Below are 16,156 nucleotides of genomic sequence, written 5' to 3' on the forward strand. Positions count from 1 at the left end.
TCTCCTTACAGAAAGTTTTTCATTACATTAAACTGATAAGAATCGGGTTTAACCCGCAGATTGTACCCGCCCCAGCCATGGCCTGTAGACCAGATGGTCCATCCCGCAAACCCATAATCCTTGCCGTTGGCGCTATTATCCTGGAGGTATTGCAAGAACTCTTGTAAGGGCGCTGTACAGCTGGCAGCATTAGTGCCCGTACCGAATTCGGTCACAATTGCTTTTAATTTGTTTTCCTGCAAATAATCAACAAACTCGTCCAGGTTGAAGCCATTTGGGCCTTTTGTTGTTAGATCCGACAGGCATTCATTATGCGTTCCGCTATAATCGCTATCCAGATACTGATGCACATTAATCAGAACTTTTGAAAGATCAGTAATGCCTGCCTCGGCAAAATTCTCACGGGTAAACAGGGAGGCATTGGAATAAACCTGGCCATCGCTGCCTGTCCATTGGTAGGTAGTCCAGGAGTGTAATCCTGTCCAGCTGTTGCCTTCTACCAGAATATATCCCTCAAATCCTTTATTGCGCAGATATTTGATTAAATCGGCCTGAATCGTAAATACCTTGTTATCGGGGATATCAACTGGTTCATTCACCAGGTCTACCATGATATAGTTTTTATCAATCTGGTCATCCTTTTGAATCAGATCGACTAACTGCCCCCAGACGGATTCATAAGCATTCTGATCAAGAACAAGGGTTCCATCCGGGCATTTTCCTTCCGGACCACAGCCGGAATATTCTTCCCCAAATTTGGAGTAGCGCATATAGGCATGCAAATCGAGAATGGTATTCACTTTGGCATGAGTAAGACTTTGCAGCAAAGGGCGCAAATAGTTTTCATAATAGGCCTTGTTAATGCCGCCTTTGCCTGCGCCATCCAGTTGCACATAACCCCAGCTGATGGGGATTCTTACAGTATTCACGCCGGCCTTTATGAATGTTTCAGTATCTTTTAAGTCAGAATTCGCTTTAGCTGCATCAGCTTCCGACAGATTGGGGACAACCACTGGATCAATGGTTTTTCCAAACTCCAGGCCAGATAAGTTAATCCCGGCAAACTGCCAATTACTGTTTGGCACTGCGGCTGGCAGATTCATATTAGCATCAATAGGGGTGTAATCAATTTGCCCGGTGACTAATCCCTGGCTATCTATTTTAGGATCCTTATAGGTAATATGAACGCCTTCAGGAGGATTATAACTGCTTACAGAATTATTGCCGGAATTATTAATACTAAATCCCACGTAGCCTAGATAAGTGTTATTTCCAGAACAACCGCCAAAACGCAATGTTGCCCCCGCATAGTACTGATTACCTGAGGCTGCATTGGCATCCCCTGATTGACCGGGCGCCAGAGGAAGTGTGACTGCGCCATTTCCATTTTGAATACAGATATAGGGTTTTACAGAGCCGCCAGGTCCTACACCACTGATCTCATTAGTCATCGAAGCGGCATAACTGAAGCCTGGTATCAATAAAACAACAGGTATTATCTTTAACATGATAACCTCTCAGTGTGTTACGGTTGCTATTAATGTATAATAAATAAACATGTATTGCTTCCTGTCTTTCCTGACAGGTATAGGGATAAGGATGCATCAAACTTGTCAGCTATTTGCCAGCGCAAGCTCTCTGGAACATTTAAATGGCTTACTTTCTGACTATTTGGGAAATGCTGGTATCCATAGTTTTGCGGTGACCTATTACCATCGGCATACAAAAACTGGAAGCAGGCTTATCTATGATTGGGTAAGTCCTGCTTTAAAAATATGGCACCAATACTATCTAGAGCAAGGCTATGCAGATATCGACAGAACCCTGGAGTATTCCGAAAAATCCCTGCTGCCTGTTTACTGGAGTGTTAAAGATCAGTTAGAAAATGCTAAAAACAAACGCGAACAACGTATTCGCGAGGAATCGCTCACTTATGGAATTGAGACTGGCCTGAGTATTCCTGTCTATGGACCGCAGGGGGATTTTATTGTCCTGGTTTTGCATCAGCGGCATGCGGAAAACGGTTTGGCGGACTGGCAGGAAAAACAATATGAATGGATGATAATTGCCGCAATTTATTTCCAGCAGTTAAGGCATTTTCTGGCCCATGAAGCAGTGAAAGACGCTAACCTGACGCTGCGTGAAATGCAATGCCTTGAATTAACTTCCCAGGGGTTGAGGCTGGAAGCAATTGCCAAACTTCTTGAAGTGTCAAACCGGACTGTCAATTTCCATCTACAGAATGCCAATAAAAAATTGGGTGTCAACAATAAATACATGGCTATTATCCGCTGGCAGGAACAGCAACGATAGACAAAAAACCTTGCTGTTGCCGGATGACTTGGGTAGAGTGCTGCCTATCCAGTCATAAGAGTTAGTGCTATGAAATCCTCGTTTGTCCATTTACGCATTCATTCCGAGTTTTCGATGATTGATGGTTTAGTGAGAATGAAACCATTAATGAAGGCGGTAATTGAACGAGGCATGAACGCCGTTGCTGTGACTGACCACTGCAATTTATTCGCTGCAGTAAAGCTATTCAAATCCGCTATTGATGCAGGGATCAAGCCTATCATCGGCAGTGATTTAAGTTGTCATTATGCCGATAAACCCGAAGAAGTATCCTCATTGGTTTTGCTTTGTCAGAATGATCAGGGATATCGAAACCTGACCTGTCTAGTGTCCAGAGCCTATCAGTTTGGACAGTATCAGGGACAGCCGTATATTCATTATGAATGGTTGACCGAGCACGCAGAAGGTCTCATAGCGCTTTCTGGAGGGCGGACGGGAATAATCGGCAAAGCATTGATAAGCGGTGATCAGGATCTGGCTTATACCCTGGCACATCATTTTAATCAGCTATTTCCAGGACGTTTCTATTTGGAGATCCAGCGTACTGGAAGAAAGGATGAAAGTTTTTATAATGAAGCGATAGTACAAATGTCGCAAAGCCTCTGCATCCCGCTGGTAGCAACCAATGACGTCCGTTTTGTTTCTCAGAATGACTTCCATGCCCATGAGGCAAGAGTGTGCATTCATCAGGGTTATACCCTGGCTGATCCCAGACGTACCCAGGAATATAGTGATAAACAATATCTGCGCTCGGCTGAAGAAATGGAAAAGCTCTTTGCTGACTTGCCGCAGGCCCTGGCAAATACCGTTGAGATCGCCAAACGCTGCACTGTTAAACTTGAGTTGGGACAGAATTATCTCCCTAACTTCCCAATTCCGGATGGCTCCAGCGAAGCTGATTATTTATCCAAACTGTCGAGGGAAGGGCTTGAAGAACGTCTAATACAGATATTCCGTAATGAACCGCCAGAAGTACTACAAAGTAAACGGGATGCATATGACCAGCGTTTACAAGTTGAACTGGATGTAATTAATCGCATGGGGTTTCCCGGATACTTTCTCATCGTGGCGGATTTTATTCAATGGGCCAAGCAAAATGGCGTTCCTGTTGGACCGGGACGGGGGTCAGGGGCGGGTTCGCTGGTGGCCTATGCCCTGAAGATTACCGACTTGGATCCGCTGCTCTATGAACTACTGTTTGAGCGGTTTTTGAATCCCGAACGGGTTTCCATGCCGGACTTTGACATCGATTTTTGTATGGAAGGACGCGATCGGGTTATTGAATATGTGGCTGAAAAATACGGACGGCAGAGCGTTTCCCAGATTATTACTTTTGGAACTATGGCCGCCAAAGCGGTTGTGCGTGATGTGGGGCGTGTCCTGGGACACCCCTATGGATTTGTTGATAAAATTGCCAAACTGATCCCTTTTGAGATTGGGATAACGCTGGCAAAAGCACTTCAGGATGAGGAAGAGCTCAAACGCCGCTATGACGAGGAAGAGGACGTTAAAGAGCTGATTGATTTGGCAATGAAACTTGAAGGAATTACCCGAAACGCCGGTAAGCATGCCGGAGGTGTGGTCATTGCGCCTTCAACCTTGACTGATTTTACTGCCATCTACTGCGAAGAAGGCTCTTCCCAGATTGTCAGCCAGTTTGATAAGGATGATGTGGAAGCCGCCGGTCTGGTAAAGTTCGACTTTCTCGGTTTGCGAACACTGACTATTATTGATTGGGCTTTGCAGACTGTTAATCAGCTAAGAGCAGCACAACAGGAACCGCCGATCGATATTGGCTTAATCCCTACCGATGATTCAGCAAGTTTTGATTTATTAAAAGCCTGTCAGACAACTGCGGTTTTCCAGCTGGAATCGCGCGGTATGAAAGAATTGATCCATCGTCTCCAGCCTGACTGTTTTGAAGACATTATTGCCTTAGTGGCCTTATTCCGGCCAGGTCCTTTGCAATCCGGGATGGTGGATGATTTTATTGACCGTAAACATGGCCGCGCCAAAGTGGAATACCCCCATCCGGATTTGGAGCCTATTCTAAAGCCGACTTATGGAGTTATCCTCTACCAGGAGCAGGTGATGCAGATTGCTCAGGTGCTGGCTAATTATACGCTGGGAGCTGCCGACATGCTGCGCCGTGCAATGGGGAAAAAGAAGCCTGAGGAAATGGCAAAGCAGAGGGCTATTTTTACTGAGGGTGCTGTGGGACGGGGGGTCGAGGAGGCCACTGCAACTTACATTTTCGATTTGATGGAAAAGTTTGCCGGTTATGGATTTAACAAGTCGCATTCGGCTGCCTATGCATTGGTTGCTTATCAGACTGCCTGGCTCAAGGCTCATTTTCCTGCCGCGTTTATGGCCGCGGTAATGTCCTCGGATATGGACAATACCGATAAAGTGGTCACGTTTATCAATGAATGTTATCAGATGAAACTAAACGTGCTGCCGCCTTCAATCAATACCTCGCAATTCAAATTTACTGTGGCGGATAACAATACGATTTTGTACGGTTTGGGGGCTATCAAGGGAGTGGGGGAATCTGCAATCAGTTGTATTATTCAGGAGCGCGAGCAGGCGGGAGCGTTTACCGGCTTATTTGATTTTTGCCATCGGCTCGATCTTCGAAAAGTGAATCGCCGCGTTCTGGAAGCGCTCATCAAATGCGGGGCAATGGATGTCTGGCAGCAGGAGCGATCCGTATTATTTGCCTCGCTGGAAAAGGCGCTGAAAATTGCGGATGCCGCGCAGCAGAATCAAAATAGCGGCCAGACTGATTTATTTTCCCTGATTGAGGATTCCTCAACAAAGGAAGATTATCAACAGGCTCGTCCCTGGAACCAGATGCAGCGTCTTGATGGCGAAAAAGAAACGTTGGGGTTATATTTTAGCGGACACCCGGCGGGGCAGTATGTTGAGGAATTAAAGAGCAATGTGACACCGATTAGTAAGTTAAATCCAAGCGGCGCAAAAAAGGCCTGGATTTGTGCGTTACTCACCGGACTGCGGCGTGTCATAACCAAGCGTGGGAAAAAACTGGTTATTCTGTCGGTTGAAGATGTGTCAGGTAAAATGGATGTGGTTGTTTTTTCAGAGGTTTTTGATACAGTAACTACAGAAATCCAAAACGGCATGATGCTCGTGATCGAGGGAGAAATTAGCCGGGACGATTTTAACGGCGGTATAAAAATGTCTGCCAGCCAGATTTTAACTATAGCAGAAGCGCGAATCCGCTTTGCCAAATCTTTGAAATTGAATCTCAGCTTCAGAGATAGTGAGTTCATAGGCGAACTAAAATCGATATTAAAAAATCACAAGGGTCATTGTGTAACTCAGGTTTTGTACCAGGCAGAGAAAGCCAGCGTAATGTTAAGCCTGGGTACGCAATACTGTGTTTCACCCAGTGACGAATTATTGAATATGCTGCGGGAATTGCTAGGTAATGACAATGTAAGAATGTGTTATTAATCGTAGGTTGGGCTGTCAAGCCCAACAGTTTTATATGCTGGGCTTGACAGCCCAGCCTACGAATAGGCTAACATGGTGATAATTTTTGTAATGGATTGTTAATATGGCCATTTTATCTCGGATAATTATTTTGTTATCGATAATCCTGTCGATGAACAGTTATGCTGCTGTGTCGAAGAAGCAGGTTTTTCACCGCAGTTTCTGGCATCCCATGTATCACGGCGAGCGACTGAATTACTGTTCTCTGGATGGTAAAAAATGCGGGCTGGAACTGGCGACTGTTTATTGCCGAATGATGGGATATCAGCGCGCCGATCATGCGATAAAAGATAATAACATCGGCCTGACACATTATCTGGTAACTACAATGAGTTGCAAAGGCTGGCAATGCAGCGGATTTAAAACCATCCGCTGTGTGGGGGATATTTCCCATAATCCGGCAGAGCCTTATCATTACAGATACCGACGTTATGTAGTACCGCGCTATAATAACTACCGCGTAGCCTGGTGTTATGATGGCGAACACGGTTGCGGACGTCGTGCTGCCTACTCATTCTGTCGGCGAATGGGATATCTCAACGTTAAAAAGTATCAGATACAGAAATGCGTAGCAGCAACCCAGGCCATTGGCAATCAAAAGCTTTGCTTTGGGCCTGCCTGCCATGCCTTTGCCGAAATCGATTGCTATCGATAACGAATCGTCAAAAAAACTATGTATTTAGATTTGATTGTCATTTATTTGACAGCCTACGAACTGTTAACCAATACTAAACAGTAAGTAATTTAGACTTAAGGATAAGAGTTATGCTTGGTAATGAGACTGTGTTTGTGATTGATGAAGATGAGATACGTCGAGACAAACTCAGGGTCATTCTTGATTTTATTGGCAGGCCTTGTTCTGTTCTTGATTTTGAGACTTTCGTTCAAATAAAGAATCTGCAAGGGCAAATTGCAATAGTTGGTGTTCAGTCACAGAATCGGCTGGAAGATGCACTCAATCAACTGGCCGCGAGAGAGCCGCTGGTGCCGGTCATCTTGATAGATCCACCCGTTTCCCAGACCATTTCAAAAATTCGTAACGTAATTGCCGCGCTTGAGTTTCCATTCACGTACCATCAGATTCTTGAGTCCCTGCACAAATGCCAGATTGTTCTTGAACGTCAGCATACGAAACGGGAAGATGGCAATCAACCCATGTTATTCCGAAGTCTGGTGGGGAATAGTGAATCTATCCGGCAGGTACGCAAGCTCATTGCTCAGGTTGCCAACAGCGAAGCGAATGTTCTCATTCTCGGTGAATCGGGAACCGGCAAAGAGGTCGTTGCACGAAATATCCACGCGCTTTCCGAGCGAGCTGGAAAACCCTTTATTCCCATAAATTGCGGAGCAATTCCCGCTGAATTATTGGAAAGTGAATTATTTGGTCATGAGAAAGGCGCATTCACCGGGGCAATTACCTCCCGACAGGGACGCTTTGAACTGGCAAATGGAGGGACCTTATTTCTGGATGAGATTGGCGATATGCCTCTGGCTATGCAGGTCAAGCTTTTGAGAGTATTGCAGGAGCGGTGTTTTGAGCGGGTAGGCAGCAATAAAAGTATCGATGTCGATGTACGCATCCTTGCTGCAACACATCGTAATCTGGAGCAGGCGATAAAAGAAGGGAAGTTTCGCGAGGATTTATTTTACCGTCTGAATGTTTTTCCTATTGATGTGCCGCCATTGCATGCGCGAAAAGATGACTTGCCTTTGCTAATCAACGAGCTTGTCGCCAGAATTGAAGGGGAGGGTAAACCCGGGGTGCGCTTATTACCCTCTGCTCTGGAAGTATTAGAGCATTATCAGTGGCCGGGTAATGTCCGAGAACTGGCCAATTTAATTGAACGTTTAAGTATATTATATCCTAATGGAATCGTAGATATTGCGGATTTGCCAAGCCGATTTAAAGCAGGCACCCGCTCCCCGGGGATAATTGGATCTGAACGAGAAACGCTTCTGAATATTATGGGCCAGGAGCAGGGCGCCGATGGGATTGATTTGAAGGAGCATCTGGAGAAAACAGAAGTTGCTTTGATAAGCCAGGCATTAAACGAGTCCGATTGGGTTGTCGCCCATGCTGCAAATTATTTGAATATGCGGCGCACCACATTGGTGGAAAAAATGAGAAAATACGGGTTGACCAGGCCAGAAAGACTACAGTCTTAGTGGAGCTCCGCGGCGGAAATTCCCCTCATATCCCCGCGGCGAGGTGTATAGCTGCAAGAGAATTAAAAGCTATCGAATCCCCGCGGCATCGACCGCGGGGCCCACACGAAGCCAATTTAATGTTAAGCACACTTGTTTATGACGACCTGTTAAACCCTATTTTTTGGCAACATTGAAACTTGTCTGAGGACCATACTAATCCAACAGGCATGGGCCCCGCGGTCGATGCCGCGGGGATTCGGATGGGGAAAACATTTGTGAGTCTTCTGGATCCCTCGCACAAGCCGAGGGAGGTAGACGCTAGATCAGAGTATTAGCCGCGGAGAAACGAGTAGCTCCACCGCGGAGATTCAATTAAAAGGGAATTATATAGAGAAAGAGTGTTTAACCAAATCTGAAGGAGATCAGCTTTTTTTGTCTGCTGATTGCTCATCTGCTGGCGCTTTTTCAGTTTTTTTGGCAACCACTTCTGTTTCAGTTTTTGAGCTTACGATTTCCGTTTCTTCAGTTTTTCGGGCTTCCTCAGCAGCTTCTTCACGGTGTTTTTTGTATTCGTCAACAATTTCGCCTACACTGTTTTTTACATCCTTAAACAGTTTGCTTGCGAAAGAGGTGATTTCTTGCAAGTTAGGAAGCTTGGATTTAAAATCAGACATCGCATTCTCCACTCGTCTTTAACTATCTGTTAATTTAATTATATCTAATTTAATAAATTTCGCGAGAAATTACATTATTATGCCCAGGGATGCAAGATTTTAGCGGCTGGTTTTAGCAGTTTGCCAACTACCGATTGTCGATGGTGGGTAACCACTTTAAACACATTAAACTGGTTTAATTTTTCAGTAATAATCTCATCGCTGGTTTTCAATTCATCGACCAGCCTCAGATTTAAGGCGTCAAGGGCCAACCAGTGCTCGCCGGTTGATACCTGGTCAATATTGATTTGTCCGCGATTCTGTAATACAAACTCACGGAAAGCCTGGTGGATTTTTTCCAAATCTTCCTGGAATTTTTGTCTGCCTTTTTCTGTATTTTCCCCGAGTAACGTCAGTGTTCGTTTATATTCGCCAGCGGTGATTAGTTCTATGTCAATGTTATGTTTTTTAAGCCAGCGATGAAAATTCGGAATTTGAGATACCACGCCAATTGAGCCGACAATGGAAAAAGGTGCCGCAACGATTTTATCCGCTATGCAGGCCATCAGATATCCGCCGCTGGCTGCTACCTTATCAATACAAACCGTTAGGGGAATTTTCTGGTCTCGAATGCGAAGTAATTGAGAGGCAGCCAGACCATAGCCATTCACTGCGCCGCCGGGGCTTTCCAGTTGAAGCAATACTTCGTCTTTATTGCCTGCAATCGATAAAACTGCCGTGATGCTGTCGCGTAACTGTTCAACCTCAGAGGCTTTAATGTCTCCATGAAATTGCAGAACGTACAATGATGGTTTCTCTGCAAGCGCGGATTTTTTTATTTTCTTTTTCTTCTCCGCTTTACCGGTGACTTTTTTCAGCATTAGTTGCCTGATTTCGTCATATTGCTTGTTGAGCGAAATAATCTCAAGCTTAGGTCTCGGTTTTTTACTAATTGCCACAATTCCAGCCATGGCAAGTAAAAAACTGATCACAATAGTAAGACTCTTCAAGAGAAACATCCCGTACTGGGCAAGAAATTCCATATGGACCCTCAAAATTCAAATTGCATAAGATCCTTCATAATTAAGGATAAAGCAAGAAAATTTGTAAGTTACGCACTCTGCGTTATAATGATCATTTTGTTATCAAATCCACTATGCTCAGCGTCTCTGCATTAGGCTTCGAATACGAAGACCAGCAATTATTCGAAAATGTCGATTTTTCACTTGCCCGCGGGCAATTATTGCATCTGCAAGGTGCAAACGGCTCAGGAAAGACGACTCTTTTACGTCTAATGGCTGGACTGATTCAGCCAGCCAAGGGCGATATTGTTTTTAACGGCCAATCCATCTTTGAGGATTTACCTTTCTATCATCGGCATATTTGCTATGTAGGACATAAATCTGGTCTTAGTCCTCTATTAACAGTCCGGGAAAATTGCCGTTATGATTTACATTGGCAGAGCCAGCATGATTTGTATGAAATCATTTCCCGCCTGGAGTTAATAGAAGTTGCTGACAAGCCTGTCTCACAGCTCTCAGCAGGGCAGAAACGGCGTGCAGGGCTTATCCGAATTTTAATGGCAAAAGCAGATCTATGGCTACTTGATGAGCCATTAACTGCTCTGGATGAGTTATCTATTGGTTGTCTGGCGAGTTGTTTGAACCAGCATTTGCAGCGGGGCGGCCTGGTGGTAATGACCTCTCATCAACAACTACCTCAGCAATTAACCCCGAATGTGGAGTACTGTCTCTAATGTCTGCCTGGATAACATTTAAGAATCAGCTAATGCGCGAGTTGCTGATTTATTTACGTCAGCCCCGGGTGGTACTGAATACCAGCCTCTTTTTTTTCATGATTGTTATTTTCTTTCCTCTTACAATTCCTCCCGTCAAAGAGGTGCTGCATCAGGTAGCTCCAGGCTTAATCTGGACGGCTATGCTGCTTTCCCTTTTATTGGCTTCAGAAAGAATATTTCAGCAGGATTATGAAGATGGCTTAATTGAGCAGTGGCTGATATCCGGTTTTTCACTCAATTTAATAATTTCTGCGAAGATGTTGGTTCATTGGCTGTTTTCAATTATTCCAATGCTTATATTCTGCCCTTTGCTGGCATTTCTGTTTAGCTTCAGTTATCAGGAAATGTGCTTGCTAGCGGTAAGCCTTATTCTGGGTACCCCGGCTATTCTAGCGCTTTGTGTCCTGGCTGCGGCGTTTAGTACCCGCTTGCAGCAGAAAGGCATTTTTATGGCTTTGGTTCTTTTGCCTTTAGTTGTTCCTGTCATGATTTTTGGCAGCGGCGCAAGCCTGGCTGTTCTTGAGGGTACCTCCGCCCCCGCTTATCTGGCAATACTCGCAGCCATTTCACTTTTAGCCATCAGTTTTTTACCTTTTGCTATTTCAGTGGTGATTCGGATTAGCCTTAGTGATTAATGCGTGATAGAATTGAGAATTTTTTCTGATTGATAAATTCCCTATGTGGAAATTTTTATATCAAATGGCGTCGCCGCAGCGCTTTTTTAATACAACTCAACCCTGGTTGCCCTGGTTGGGCGCGTTTGGCTGTGTCTTTCTAATTATGGGATTTATTTGGGGATTGGTATTTGCGCCAGCCGATTATCAGCAGGGCGATGCTTTTCGCATTATTTATATCCATGTTCCGGCTGCCTTCCTCTCCTTATCCCTGTATGCTTTTATGGCATTCCTTGCAGTGCTTTTACTGGTGTGGCGAATCAAGCTGGCAGGCATAATGTTAAGTGCTGCAGCCCAGACTGGTGCCAGCATGGCTTTGATTGCCCTGGTTACCGGCAGTATCTGGGGAAAGCCAATGTGGGGTACCTGGTGGGTATGGGATGCCCGTTTAACTTCTGAACTTATATTATTAATTCTTTATATTGCTATCCTCGCTACAGGCGCAACGTTCCGAAATAAGGAACAGGCTGATCGCCTGGTTGCTGTTCTAACATTGGTAGGGGTGATTGATTTACCCATTATTCATTATTCTGTTTACTGGTGGAATACACTCCATCAAGGCGCGACACTGTCTTTGCTTGCAAAACCGAAAATTGCATTGCCAATGCTTTATCCCTTGTTATTTACCCTCGCAGGATTTTCCTTCTTTTGTTTGTGGGTGATGTTACACAAGGCGAGTAACGAGCTGTTGATACGTGAAAAAAGACAGCAGTGGGTAAGAAAACTCCTGGAAGGAAATGTATGATTGACGAATTTTTAAACTGGTTTTCCATGGGAGGATACTCCATTTACATCTGGCCTGCCTATGGCCTGGTCTGTGTGTTATTGGTTATGAACTTGCTGGGCATTAAATGGCAACGCCGGCAGACGAGGAGAAAGCTGCAGCGTTGGTTAAAGAGAAACCAGTCATGAATCCTGTGCGCCGCAAAAAACTGACCCGGCTAATGTTTATCCTTTTAATTCTGGGGATAGTAACTGCTCTGGTCATGTATGCGTTGAGGCAGAATATCAGCCTGTTTTATACACCAAGCCAGGTGGTTTCCGGAGAAGCGCCGCACCAGCAGGTCATACGGCTTGGCGGCATGGTTGCCGGAGGAAGTATTGTGCGCTCGTCAGAGGATCTTTCTGTCCAATTTGAGCTTACCGATTTTAATCAGAAGGTAATCGTTCACTACAAAGGTATCTTACCCGACTTATTTCGGGAAAATCAGGGAATTGTAACCAAAGGTTTCTTGCTGGATGACGGTCAGTTTAAGGCAACTGAAGTATTGGCTAAGCACGATGCCAACTATATGCCCCCTGAAGTCAAAGCCGGTTTGGCCAAAACAAAGAGAAGTATAAGTTAATGATTGCTGAAATTGGTTTGTTCTGTCTCATTATGGCTCTATTATTTGCAGTTCTTTTGGCAGTCGTGCCCACGCTAGGATTACTCAGGCATCATTCTGTCCTGATTAAAAGCGCAAATTATTATGTGTTTGGTTTATTCAGCTTCATCGCCCTAGCTTATCTATGTTTAACCGTCTGCTTTTTAAATGATGATTTTTCAGTCAGTTATGTGCTTACAAATTCCAGCATCTCCTTGCCCTGGTTTTATAAGCTTTGTGCGGTATGGGGCGGCCATGAGGGATCAATGCTCCTTTGGGTGGCTATCCTGAGTTTCTGGGCTTTGGCAGTCAGCCTGGCCAGTAATTCACTGGAGGAAAGGTTTCGGGTTCGTGTTTTAGTTGTACTTGCATTGCTATGTATCGGCTTCTTGCTGTTTCTGTTGTTAACCTCCAATCCATTTTTGCGTCAATTCCAGATGCTGAATACGGAAGGGCGTGATTTGAACCCACTGTTACAGGATCCAGGCTTTCTATTCCATCCGCCCATGCTCTATATGGGCTATGTCGGATTTTCTGTCGCTTTTGCCTTCGCTATTGCAGCCTTATGGGCGGGGGAGTTTGAAGCAGGCTGGGCTAAATGGGCAAGACCCTGGACCCTTGCTGCATGGTGTTGTTTAACCGCGGGAATCACCTTGGGGAGCTGGTGGGCATACCGTGAATTAGGCTGGGGCGGCTGGTGGTTCTGGGATCCGGTTGAAAATGCCTCCTTCATGCCCTGGCTGGTTGGGACTGCTTTATTACACTCCCTAGCGGTCAGCGAACAGCGAAAACAATTTATAGCCTGGACTTTACTGCTGGCAATAACCGCCTTTTCGTTAAGCCTGATAGGGACATTTTTAGTTCGCTCCGGGGTACTAACTTCCGTACATGCTTTTGCGGTAGATCCGCAAAGAGGGTTATTTATCCTCGGTTTTTTACTGCTTGTCATTGGTGGTTCCCTTCTGCTTTTTAGCCTGCGGGCCAGCAATTTGCAAAGACAGGGGAATCCCGGAATTTTTTCGCGCGAAAGTGCCTTGTTACTCAATAATGTTTTTTTAGCGGTGGCCATGCTGACTGTTTTAATGGGAACTGTTTATCCCTTATTGGTTGATGGGTTGGGCTTGGGCAAATTATCGGTGGGCGCTCCGTATTTTAATGCTGTTTTTGTACCGCTGATGATTCCTCTTTTAATGATTATGGGCTTAGGCATTCATTTGCGCTGGCACCAGGATCCTGTCCGGCGAACTGTAAAAAAGCTCTTGCCGGTTATGATAACCAGTGTGTTTTTGCCTTTTGTACTGCTGTTATGGTTTGCCCCTGAAGTCAATGCATATTGTTTGCTAGGATTAAGCCTGGCGTTCTGGATTATTTTAAGCACCTTGTTTTTAGTCGGTTTACGAGTGAAACAGAAGCGTTTTTCTGCATTGAATCGGGCTTTCATCGGTATGATTGCAGCCCATCTGGGAGTGGCGGCAACGGTAATTGGTATTGCGGTTTCCACAAATTATGGTATTCAGGATGATATGCGCATGGCGCCGGGCAGCAAAATATCACTGGCTGGTTACGACATTCAGTTTATCCGCGAATCCTCTTTAAACGGACCAAATTATCATGGTACGCGCGCAGAATTTGAAATCAAATCAAAGGGCCAGACAAAAACAATTTATCCTGAAAAGCGTATCTATAACGTGGGTAAAATGGCCATGACCGAATCCGCCATTGATGTCAGTGTGTTTCGTGATATTTATGTAGCATTAGGCGAACCTCTGGGTGATACAGCCTGGTCAGTGCGGCTATATTTCAAACCCTTTGTGCGCTGGATCTGGGGCGGTGGGTTTCTTATTTTGACGGGGGGGCTTTTAGCCTTATCTGATCGGCGCTATTTTCAGATGAAAAAATCACCGGCAACCCAACTTAATCAAGAGATTAGCGTATGAGAAAAGCATTGCTTCGCAGCATTCCCTTAATATTGTTTATCGCTTTAGCGGGTTTTTTATGGAAGGGTTTATCCCTTGATCCCCAGAAGCTTCCTTCCGCACGTATTGGGCAAGCCTTAAGTGCATTTAACCTCCCGGATCTGCAACAGGATGAGCGATCTTTTTCGCCTGAACTGTTCAGGGGCCAGATTGCCATTTTAAATGTTTGGGCCAGTTGGTGCGAAGCTTGTACCATTGAACAGGTTTTCCTGATGGACCTTGCCGCGCAGGGCGTCAAAATTTATGGACTCAATTACAAGGATAATCCCAAAGACGCACGGAATTGGTTACATGAATGGGGAAATCCTTATACAGCGATTGGTGAGGATCTGAATGGCAAGGTCGCTATGGAGTTAGGGGTTTATGGGACACCGGAGACCTTTCTAATTGACCAGCAGGGTATTATTCGTTTCAGACATGTAGGAATACTTGACCAGCAAAGCTGGGCAACGGAGTTTCTACCCCGCATGGAAAAGCTGGAGAAAAGGGGATGATTAAAATCATTATCGCTGCCGTTCTCACTATGTTTATGGTGCATATAGCAATTGCGAATTCAATGTATCCTCTGGAAACAGCAAGACAGGATGCGCAGTTCAACCACTTATTGAAGGAACTGCGTTGCCTCGTATGTCAGAATCAGGATCTGGCGGATTCGAATGCCGGTTTGGCGAAGGATTTGCGGGATCAAGTCTATGCAATGGTGAAAGAGGGCAAAAGCGATAGTGAAATTATCAACTTTCTAACCGACCGATACGGGGATTTTATACTGTTTAATCCGCCCATGAAGTCAATTACTTTGGTGCTGTGGTTTGGCCCTTTATTATTTTTGCTGATAGGGTTTTTTATATTCTGGCGCACTTGTCTGAGGCGGACTGTAAATGAGTGAATGGTTGTTGGTTTCTTATCTTGGGCTGATACTGTTGCTGGCGATATTAGTGATGGTTTATCCGCTTCGGCAATTTAAAAAAACTATGCTGATTCTTAGTCCTATGGTCATGACAGCTGTTGTTTTAGCCTATTGGGAGTGGGGGAGCTGGTTTGAATGGCAGCAATTTGTCAGCCAGGAACGTAATCAACAGCAAATTAAGCAGGTGTTAGCCACCATTAAAAGCCCTGACGAACTAATCGATAAATTAAAAGCACGCCTGGACGATAGTCCTTCCAGTGCCCGCGGCTGGTATTTATTGGGGAGATTATATGCCAGTCAAAATCGCTGGCCCGAAGCGAATAAAGCATTCAGCAAGGCCTATCAGTTTCAGCCAAAGGATGAACAAACGATGGTCAATTTTGCAGAAAGCCAGCTGCAGTTAAACGGCGGAAAATTTAACAATTCAATTAGGGCACTTTGCAGCAATTTATTACAAGCAAACCCTCAGCAACCGGATGCGCTGGCAATGTTGGCAATCGATGCTTATCAAAGCCAGAATTTTCAAGAAGCTATAACTTACTGGCAACGTCTCCTGGCGCTTGTTCCTCCCAAATCCAGGGATGCATTGATGATCCGCAAGGCGATAAGTAAAGCAGCTTCGCAGGATAGCAGGTAAAAGGGGGCTCGAATCCACGGAAAAGCTAACCGAATCCCCGCGGCCGAAGCCACCCAAATCCCCGCGGTCGAAGCCACCCGAATCCCCGCGGCTTCGACCGCGGGGCCCACACGAAGCCAATTTAATGTTAG

At 45.2% G+C, this 16,156-nt stretch carries 16 protein-coding genes; 13 read left to right on the forward strand and 3 right to left on the reverse strand.

The genetic code is table 11. From position 1 onward, the window contains the following. Nucleotides 1–5: 5 nt before the first annotated feature. The gene (locus DYH42_RS05435) at nucleotides 6–1,508 is read right to left on the reverse strand and encodes a glycoside hydrolase family 5 protein (protein ID WP_083503183.1); all 1,503 of its coding nucleotides are present in this window, start codon (nucleotides 1,506–1,508) and stop codon (nucleotides 6–8) included. A 91-nt stretch (nucleotides 1,509–1,599) separates the two neighbouring features. Here DYH42_RS05435 and DYH42_RS05440 point away from each other — a divergent pair, with 91 nt between their 5' ends. The 4 genes from DYH42_RS05440 to DYH42_RS05455 all read left to right on the forward strand — a co-directional run bounded on the left by DYH42_RS05440 (nucleotide 1,600) and on the right by DYH42_RS05455 (nucleotide 8,034). Further along, nucleotides 1,600–2,313: a helix-turn-helix transcriptional regulator gene (locus tag DYH42_RS05440; RefSeq protein ID WP_058524566.1), complete on the forward strand. Its 714-nt coding sequence runs from the start codon at nucleotides 1,600–1,602 to the stop codon at nucleotides 2,311–2,313. Between the two features lie 69 nt (nucleotides 2,314–2,382). After that, nucleotides 2,383–5,829 (forward strand): DNA polymerase III subunit alpha, encoded by a 3,447-nt coding sequence (gene dnaE / locus DYH42_RS05445; RefSeq protein WP_058524565.1) that lies wholly within the window; start codon nucleotides 2,383–2,385, stop codon nucleotides 5,827–5,829. Nucleotides 5,830–5,932: 103 nt separating this feature from the next. After that, nucleotides 5,933–6,523, forward strand: coding sequence for a hypothetical protein (locus DYH42_RS05450; RefSeq protein WP_058524564.1), 591 nt, complete (start codon nucleotides 5,933–5,935; stop codon nucleotides 6,521–6,523). A gap of 110 nt (nucleotides 6,524–6,633) precedes the next feature. Further along, nucleotides 6,634–8,034, forward strand: a complete 1,401-nt coding sequence (locus DYH42_RS05455) for a sigma-54 dependent transcriptional regulator (RefSeq protein ID WP_058524563.1) — start codon at nucleotides 6,634–6,636, stop codon at nucleotides 8,032–8,034. A 404-nt stretch (nucleotides 8,035–8,438) separates the two neighbouring features. On the opposite strand, the gene DYH42_RS05460 is transcribed toward DYH42_RS05455, so the two are convergent. Together DYH42_RS05460 and sohB are read right to left on the reverse strand one after the other, a co-directional pair. Beyond that, the gene (locus tag DYH42_RS05460) at nucleotides 8,439–8,690 is read right to left on the reverse strand and encodes a hypothetical protein (protein ID WP_058524562.1); all 252 of its coding nucleotides are present in this window, start codon (nucleotides 8,688–8,690) and stop codon (nucleotides 8,439–8,441) included. Nucleotides 8,691–8,767: 77 nt separating this feature from the next. Further along, a complete protein-coding gene (gene sohB / locus DYH42_RS05465; RefSeq protein WP_058524561.1) occupies nucleotides 8,768–9,712 on the reverse strand; it encodes a protease SohB in 945 nt (314 codons plus the stop codon). Nucleotides 9,713–9,825: 113 nt separating this feature from the next. On the opposite strand from sohB, the gene ccmA reads away from it, so the two are divergent. The 9 genes from ccmA to DYH42_RS05510 are packed head-to-tail and all read left to right on the forward strand — an operon-like array spanning nucleotide 9,826 to nucleotide 16,025. Next, complete coding sequence (ccmA, locus tag DYH42_RS05470) at nucleotides 9,826–10,425, forward strand: cytochrome c biogenesis heme-transporting ATPase CcmA (protein WP_058524560.1); 600 nt, start codon at nucleotides 9,826–9,828, stop codon at nucleotides 10,423–10,425. After that, complete coding sequence (gene ccmB / locus DYH42_RS05475; protein WP_058524559.1) at nucleotides 10,425–11,102, forward strand: heme exporter protein CcmB; 678 nt, start codon at nucleotides 10,425–10,427, stop codon at nucleotides 11,100–11,102. The genes ccmA and ccmB overlap by 1 nt, the downstream gene beginning before the upstream one ends. A gap of 43 nt (nucleotides 11,103–11,145) precedes the next feature. Further along, nucleotides 11,146–11,886, forward strand: a complete 741-nt coding sequence (ccmC, locus tag DYH42_RS05480; RefSeq protein WP_058524558.1) for a heme ABC transporter permease CcmC — start codon at nucleotides 11,146–11,148, stop codon at nucleotides 11,884–11,886. Further along, nucleotides 11,883–12,053 carry a heme exporter protein CcmD gene (ccmD, locus tag DYH42_RS05485; RefSeq protein ID WP_420324128.1) on the forward strand — a complete coding sequence of 57 codons (171 nt, stop codon included), beginning with the start codon at nucleotides 11,883–11,885 and terminating at the stop codon, nucleotides 12,051–12,053. Before ccmC ends, ccmD begins: the two co-directional genes overlap by 4 nt. After that, a complete protein-coding gene (ccmE, locus tag DYH42_RS05490; protein ID WP_058524557.1) occupies nucleotides 12,050–12,487 on the forward strand; it encodes a cytochrome c maturation protein CcmE in 438 nt (145 codons plus the stop codon). Before ccmD ends, ccmE begins: the two co-directional genes overlap by 4 nt. After that, nucleotides 12,487–14,442: a heme lyase CcmF/NrfE family subunit gene (locus DYH42_RS05495; RefSeq protein ID WP_058524556.1), complete on the forward strand. Its 1,956-nt coding sequence runs from the start codon at nucleotides 12,487–12,489 to the stop codon at nucleotides 14,440–14,442. Before ccmE ends, DYH42_RS05495 begins: the two co-directional genes overlap by 1 nt. After that, nucleotides 14,439–14,975 (forward strand): DsbE family thiol:disulfide interchange protein, encoded by a 537-nt coding sequence (locus tag DYH42_RS05500; RefSeq protein ID WP_058524555.1) that lies wholly within the window; start codon nucleotides 14,439–14,441, stop codon nucleotides 14,973–14,975. Before DYH42_RS05495 ends, DYH42_RS05500 begins: the two co-directional genes overlap by 4 nt. After that, complete coding sequence (locus DYH42_RS05505; RefSeq protein WP_058524554.1) at nucleotides 14,972–15,367, forward strand: cytochrome c-type biogenesis protein; 396 nt, start codon at nucleotides 14,972–14,974, stop codon at nucleotides 15,365–15,367. The genes DYH42_RS05500 and DYH42_RS05505 overlap by 4 nt, the downstream gene beginning before the upstream one ends. After that, complete coding sequence (locus DYH42_RS05510) at nucleotides 15,360–16,025, forward strand: tetratricopeptide repeat protein (protein WP_058524553.1); 666 nt, start codon at nucleotides 15,360–15,362, stop codon at nucleotides 16,023–16,025. Before DYH42_RS05505 ends, DYH42_RS05510 begins: the two co-directional genes overlap by 8 nt. Nucleotides 16,026–16,156 lie beyond the last annotated feature (131 nt).

Origin of the sequence: Legionella birminghamensis (genome assembly GCF_900452515.1) — a bacterium.
Lineage (GTDB): Bacteria > Pseudomonadota > Gammaproteobacteria > Legionellales > Legionellaceae > Legionella_C > Legionella_C birminghamensis.

Bases quoted from the DNA above. Each gene is read 5' to 3' on its own strand.
- DYH42_RS05435 (WP_083503183.1), bottom strand. From the start codon at position 1,508: ATGTTAAAGATAATACCTGTTGTTTTATTGATACCAGGCTTCAGTTAT.
- DYH42_RS05440 (WP_058524566.1), top strand. From the start codon at position 1,600: ATGCATCAAACTTGTCAGCTATTTGCCAGCGCAAGCTCTCTGGAACAT.
- dnaE (WP_058524565.1), top strand. From the start codon at position 2,383: ATGAAATCCTCGTTTGTCCATTTACGCATTCATTCCGAGTTTTCGATG.
- DYH42_RS05450 (WP_058524564.1), top strand. From the start codon at position 5,933: ATGGCCATTTTATCTCGGATAATTATTTTGTTATCGATAATCCTGTCG.
- DYH42_RS05455 (WP_058524563.1), top strand. From the start codon at position 6,634: ATGCTTGGTAATGAGACTGTGTTTGTGATTGATGAAGATGAGATACGT.
- DYH42_RS05460 (WP_058524562.1), bottom strand. From the start codon at position 8,690: ATGTCTGATTTTAAATCCAAGCTTCCTAACTTGCAAGAAATCACCTCT.
- sohB (WP_058524561.1), bottom strand. From the start codon at position 9,712: ATGGAATTTCTTGCCCAGTACGGGATGTTTCTCTTGAAGAGTCTTACT.
- ccmA (WP_058524560.1), top strand. From the start codon at position 9,826: ATGCTCAGCGTCTCTGCATTAGGCTTCGAATACGAAGACCAGCAATTA.
- ccmB (WP_058524559.1), top strand. From the start codon at position 10,425: ATGTCTGCCTGGATAACATTTAAGAATCAGCTAATGCGCGAGTTGCTG.
- ccmC (WP_058524558.1), top strand. From the start codon at position 11,146: ATGTGGAAATTTTTATATCAAATGGCGTCGCCGCAGCGCTTTTTTAAT.
- ccmD (WP_420324128.1), top strand. From the start codon at position 11,883: ATGATTGACGAATTTTTAAACTGGTTTTCCATGGGAGGATACTCCATT.
- ccmE (WP_058524557.1), top strand. From the start codon at position 12,050: ATGAATCCTGTGCGCCGCAAAAAACTGACCCGGCTAATGTTTATCCTT.
- DYH42_RS05495 (WP_058524556.1), top strand. From the start codon at position 12,487: ATGATTGCTGAAATTGGTTTGTTCTGTCTCATTATGGCTCTATTATTT.
- DYH42_RS05500 (WP_058524555.1), top strand. From the start codon at position 14,439: ATGAGAAAAGCATTGCTTCGCAGCATTCCCTTAATATTGTTTATCGCT.
- DYH42_RS05505 (WP_058524554.1), top strand. From the start codon at position 14,972: ATGATTAAAATCATTATCGCTGCCGTTCTCACTATGTTTATGGTGCAT.
- DYH42_RS05510 (WP_058524553.1), top strand. From the start codon at position 15,360: ATGAGTGAATGGTTGTTGGTTTCTTATCTTGGGCTGATACTGTTGCTG.